This is a genomic window from Caulobacter sp. D5 (assembly GCF_003185805.1).
Classification (GTDB): Bacteria; Pseudomonadota; Alphaproteobacteria; order Caulobacterales; family Caulobacteraceae; genus Caulobacter.
This window is the reverse complement of record NZ_QHJY01000083.1, coordinates 1-4,759: the sequence shown is the minus strand read 5'-3', so window position 1 is coordinate 4,759 and position 4,759 is coordinate 1. Positions and strand designations below refer to the sequence as shown.

Below are 4,759 nucleotides of genomic sequence, written 5' to 3'. Positions count from 1 at the left end.
TGAGGGGTCGCACGAACAGAAACGCCGCGAAAGCCGATCAGCTTTCGCGGCGTCTGACTTTTGAGAGACCCCTCACCCGTCGGCTATCGCCGACACCTTCTCCCGCAAGGGGAGAAGGGCCTTAATCTTCCAGGCTGGCCAGGCGCGCGGCCTGGTCCTCGGCGATCAGCGGGTTGATGACGTCGTCCAGGGCCTCGCCCTCGATCACCTTGGCCAGGTTGTAGAGGGTCAGGTTGATCCGGTGATCCGTCACCCGGCCCTGCGGGAAGTTGTAGGTGCGGATGCGCTCCGACCGGTCGCCGCTGCCGACCTGGCTCTTGCGGGCGTCGGAGCGGGCGTCGTCCAGGGCCTGGCGCTGCATGTCGTAGAGCCGGGCCTTCAGGTTCTTCATCGCCTTGGCGCGGTTCTGGTGCTGCGACTTCTCCGACGACGTCACCACCACGCCGGTCGGCAAGTGGGTGATGCGCACCGCCGAGTCGGTCTTGTTGACGTGCTGGCCGCCGGCGCCGGACGAGCGGTAGGTGTCGATCCGCAGATCGCTTTCCTTGATCTCGATCTCGACGTCCTCGGCTTCCGGCAGCACGGCCACCGTGGCGGCCGAGGTGTGGATGCGGCCCTGGGCTTCGGTCTCGGGCACGCGCTGCACCCGGTGCACGCCGCTCTCGAACTTCAGCCGGCCGAACACGCCGTCGCCGGTGATCGAGGCGATGATTTCCTTGTAGCCGCCCATCTCGCCTTCGGAGACGCTGTCGACCTCGACCCGCCAGCCCTGGGTGACGGCGTAGCGCTGGTACATCCGGAAGAGGTCGCCGGCGAACAGCGCCGCCTCGTCGCCGCCGGTGCCGGCGCGGACTTCGAGGATGGCCGAGGCGTTCTCGTCCTTGTCCTTGGGGGCCAGCATCAGGGCCAGCTCGCGCTCCAGGATCGGCAGGCGCTCGTCGAGAGCCTCGATCTCGTCGCGGACCATGGCGGCCATCTCGGGATCGGCGGCCATCTCGTCCAGCTCGGCGCGCTCGGCGCTCAGCTTGGCCAGGCGTTCGACGGCCTCGGCCACCGGCCGCAACTCGGCGTGCTCCTTGGAGAGCTTGACGATCTCGCCGCCGTCGGTGGCCGCGCCCATGCGGGCCTCCACTTCGCGGAAACGGTCGAGAACCTGGTCGAGGCGGGCCTGGGGCAGTCGCAAGGGAAGAGATCGCACGGCTGAAGGATGGGGCCGGCTTCTCTAGGCCCTTTCCGGAGGGAAGGGAATGGAGGCGCGGCCAAGCCGTCGGCTGCTGACATCCACCGTCATCAGTATCGTTTGAAAACTTACCTGACTGGGATTAGCTAGTCGAAGAGCCGACCGCGCGCCGCGGCCCGCCCAGGGAAACGCCCATGTCCTTTTCGATCCACCACGTCACGGCCACCGCCTTCACGCGCGGCCTGACCACGCTGTCGAACCTGCTCGACAAGGCGAAAACCCATGCGGAGGCCGCGGGCGCCGACCCGGACGCCTTCGTCCAGGCCCGCCTGTTCGCAGACATGCTGCCGCTGGCCGGCCAGATCCAGCGCGCCTCCGACGCGGCCCGCGGCGCCATGGCCCGCTTAAGCGGCGGCGTCGCCCCGCCCATGACCGACGACGAGACCACCTTCGCCCAGCTGCAGGATCGCGTGGCCCGCAGCCTCTCCTATGTGCAAAGCGTTCCGGCCGAGGCCTTCGAAGGGGCGGAGACCCGCGAGGTGGTGTTCCCCGCCGGGCCGCTCACCCTGGGCTTTTCCGGGCTGGACTACCTGCTGGAGTTCGCCCTGCCCAACTTCCAGTTCCACGTCGTGACCGCCTACGACATCCTGCGCCATCACGGCGTGCCGCTGGGCAAGCGCGACTACCTGAACCTGGGCGCGGAACGGGTGCGAGCGGCCTAGGGCGGATCGACCTTCAGGCTCCGTGCGTGGTCCTCGTCCTTCGACAAGCTCAGGATGAGGACCATTTACAGGCCAGAGCGGTAGAAAAACCTCATCCTGAGCCTGTCGAAGGACGAGGTTTTCGGCTCACACGCCAACCGCCGATTGAACCCAAGCCGCCCTATCGCGTCTTCCAGTCCGCCCGCGGCGTCGAGGCCTGCGCCGCCAGCGCGGCCTCGGCGCCCGCGTCGCCCAGCACCTTGGCCTTCAGGAACGCCACGCTCAGCGCCGAGGCCTCGGGAAAACCGGGGTCCTCGGGATGATACGACATGCTGTGGCCGACGCCCTTGCCGACCCACAGGTACTTGCCGCCCGGCGCGCTGGTGTCGAACGGGTAGAGGTGCTCATGCCAGTCCTCGATCACGCCGGGCAGCACGTCCTTGTCGCCGGTGATCATCATCATCGGACCCTTGACGCCCTGGTAGGCGGTCGGGCCGATCAGGCCCTGGATGACGCCGGGACTGGAGAAGCACAGCACGGCCTTGACGTCCGGATTGCGCGCCGGGATCACCGTCTCCAGCGCCCCGCCCATCATCAGGGCCATCAGGCTGCCGTAGGAGTGCCCGGCGGACGCCACGGGCAGGCTGGGGAGATCGGCGGTGATCTCCAGCGAGGCGGCCGCCAAATCCAGCAGGCGCAGGGCGAAGGCCTGGCGCAGGGTGTACTTGCCGCTGTCGGGACTGGCCTTGGAGTCGACGTGGGTCGGCGCGACCACGAGGAAGCCCGCCGCGCTCCAGGCGTCGAACAGCGCCTGATAGTTGGACGGCTGGCCGCCGGCGCCGTGCGAGAAAAGCAATAGCCCCTTGGGCTTTTCGGGTCGCGCCAGCAGGACGGGCAGCGTGCGATCCTGGACCTTCAGGGTGATGGTCTCGACCTTCGCGGTTCCCGAGGCCGCCCCGAGCAAAGGCGCGGCAGCCAGGGAGCCGGCGCCCAGCAACAGGGCGCGACGATCGATCATCATGGGAATCCCCCTTTACACTTCAGGCGCGCAGCCTGGACCGGATGCACGCTGAGTGTCGAGCCTCAATAGGCCGGGCGCACCTCGATGGCGTTCACCTGCCTGGCCGAGCGCGAGGGCTTCCTGTCGCCGCCCACCACCACCCGGTAGGGACCCTCGCGGGCGTCCAGCGGCTGGCCGTTCTTGCGGTCGGCGATGATCACCGGATTGTCGCGGTAGAACGGGTCGGTCTCGGCCAGCGACAGGATCGAGACGTAGCCGTCGGCCGCCTTCACGATCACCACCTGGTTCAGGTAGCGGCCCATCAGCCGGTCGCCGTGCACCACGCCCGCCTGCACCAGGGCGGCGTTCAGCAGCACGCCTTCGTAGACCGCGCTCTTGCCGCCCTCGACCATGGTCGCCTTGCCGCGCGGCAGGGCGGCGAAGTCGGCCGGGGTCAGCACGATGCTGTCGCGGCCCTGCACGGTCACCTTGATGTCCTGGGCCCAGGCAGACGGGGCGAAGGCGGCGGGAGCGAGCGCCAGGACGGCGACGGCGAGGGCTGATGCGAAGGAGGGGGCGAGACGCATGGATAGTCTCCTGAACGGGGCCGCGATCTGACCCTCCGCGCGGCGTCGGCGCAAGGTCAGTCGGCCGCGTCGCCCGCCGGCGCCACGCCGCGTTCGTCGAGCTTCTGGTCGATCCGCGTCAGCAGGCGAATGACATACCCCAAGGCCAAGAACTCGGTGATCCGGATGTTGGCGTCCCGCATGGGAAAGCGTCCTGGCCAGAACGCATCGCTGATCATCACGAAGAACAGCACGCCGGCGACCAGGAAGCAGCAGACGGCGATGAAATTCGCCGAGCTGCGACGAGCTCGATCCTTGTTCACTACACTGTCCCCGTTGCTGATTCAGCAGCGGTCATTTCGCCACGACCAGGCCGGCAGTCTAGTTTCGAAAGATATCGGGCGCCTCACCCCCGCCAGGCGAAGACCAGCGGCCTGGAGGCGAACGCCAGGTCGCGCGGCGCGGGCTTGGGCGCATGGCCGCCGCCGAAGATCGTCGGATACAGCGACACGACCAGCAGCACGGCCATGGTGATGTTGAAGCCGCGCAGCACGGCCGGCCGGTCGAGGAACCGGCGCAGGGCCATGCCGAAGCCGGCCCAGGCGGCGCTGCACGGCGCGCCGACCAGCATGAACAGGCCCGCCAGCACCGGCACGACCAGGATCGAGCCGCCCTCCGGCGCATAGGTGGTCACCGCGCCCAGCGCCATGGCCCAGGCCTTGGGATTGACCCACTGGAAGGCCGCCGCCGCCCAGAAGCCCATCGGCCTGCCGCCCGCCTCGCGCTCCGAGATTCCCCGGGCCGTGCCGATCTTCCAGGCCAGCCACAGCATGTAGCCCGCCCCGACCCAGCGCAGGATATCGTGCAGCACCGGCCAGGCCTTGAACACGCCCGACAGCCCAAAGCCCATGGCCAGCACCATCGCCCCCAGGCCCAGGCTGATCCCCAGGATGTGCAGGATCGTGCGGCGGAACCCGAAGTTCGCGCCCGAGGCCAGCAGCATCATGTTGTTGGGACCGGGCGTGCCGGCGGTGGCGAAGGCGAACAGCACGAAAGCGAGGATCAGTTGCGGGGTCATCGGGACCTCCCTGTACAAGAATGTCACGGTGATGATTTTGATTGATCCATGAGTCAAAACTTATATTGATACAGTGACAATGAAGCTGGAGCGCCCGATGGCCGCCGCCTGGACCCCCGCCCTGCCCGACGGCGACGCGCCGATCTACGAGCGCCTGGTCGAGGCTCTGCGCGCCGACGTCGCCTCGGGCGCCCTGCCGGCCGGAACCCGCCTGCCGCCGCAGCGCGACCTGGC

6 protein-coding genes are annotated in these 4,759 nt (G+C 68.4%); 1 reads left to right on the top strand and 5 read right to left on the bottom strand.

The genetic code is table 11. From position 1 onward, the window contains the following. Nucleotides 1-121: 121 nt before the first annotated feature. Complete coding sequence (prfA, locus tag DMC18_RS06330) at nucleotides 122-1,183, bottom strand: peptide chain release factor 1 (RefSeq protein ID WP_110120215.1); 1,062 nt, start codon at nucleotides 1,181-1,183, stop codon at nucleotides 122-124. A gap of 191 nt (nucleotides 1,184-1,374) precedes the next feature. Between prfA and DMC18_RS06325 the strand changes: the two genes are divergently transcribed. Then, entirely contained in the window at nucleotides 1,375-1,902 is a 528-nt protein-coding gene (locus tag DMC18_RS06325) for a DUF1993 family protein (RefSeq protein WP_110120214.1), read from the top strand. A 160-nt stretch (nucleotides 1,903-2,062) separates the two neighbouring features. Here DMC18_RS06325 and DMC18_RS06320 read toward each other — a convergent pair whose 3' ends face one another. The 4 genes from DMC18_RS06320 to DMC18_RS06305 all read right to left on the bottom strand — a co-directional run bounded on the left by DMC18_RS06320 (nucleotide 2,063) and on the right by DMC18_RS06305 (nucleotide 4,525). After that, nucleotides 2,063-2,899: a serine aminopeptidase domain-containing protein gene (locus DMC18_RS06320; RefSeq protein ID WP_233248079.1), complete on the bottom strand. Its 837-nt coding sequence runs from the start codon at nucleotides 2,897-2,899 to the stop codon at nucleotides 2,063-2,065. Nucleotides 2,900-2,964: 65 nt separating this feature from the next. Further along, nucleotides 2,965-3,468: a molybdopterin-dependent oxidoreductase gene (locus DMC18_RS06315; RefSeq protein WP_233245260.1), complete on the bottom strand. Its 504-nt coding sequence runs from the start codon at nucleotides 3,466-3,468 to the stop codon at nucleotides 2,965-2,967. 56 nt (nucleotides 3,469-3,524) lie between these two features. Continuing rightward, a complete protein-coding gene (locus DMC18_RS06310; RefSeq protein ID WP_110120212.1) occupies nucleotides 3,525-3,770 on the bottom strand; it encodes a hypothetical protein in 246 nt (81 codons plus the stop codon). 83 nt (nucleotides 3,771-3,853) lie between these two features. Then, the gene (locus tag DMC18_RS06305; protein WP_110120211.1) at nucleotides 3,854-4,525 is read right to left on the bottom strand and encodes a LysE family translocator; all 672 of its coding nucleotides are present in this window, start codon (nucleotides 4,523-4,525) and stop codon (nucleotides 3,854-3,856) included. Nucleotides 4,526-4,759: the final 234 nt, after the last annotated feature.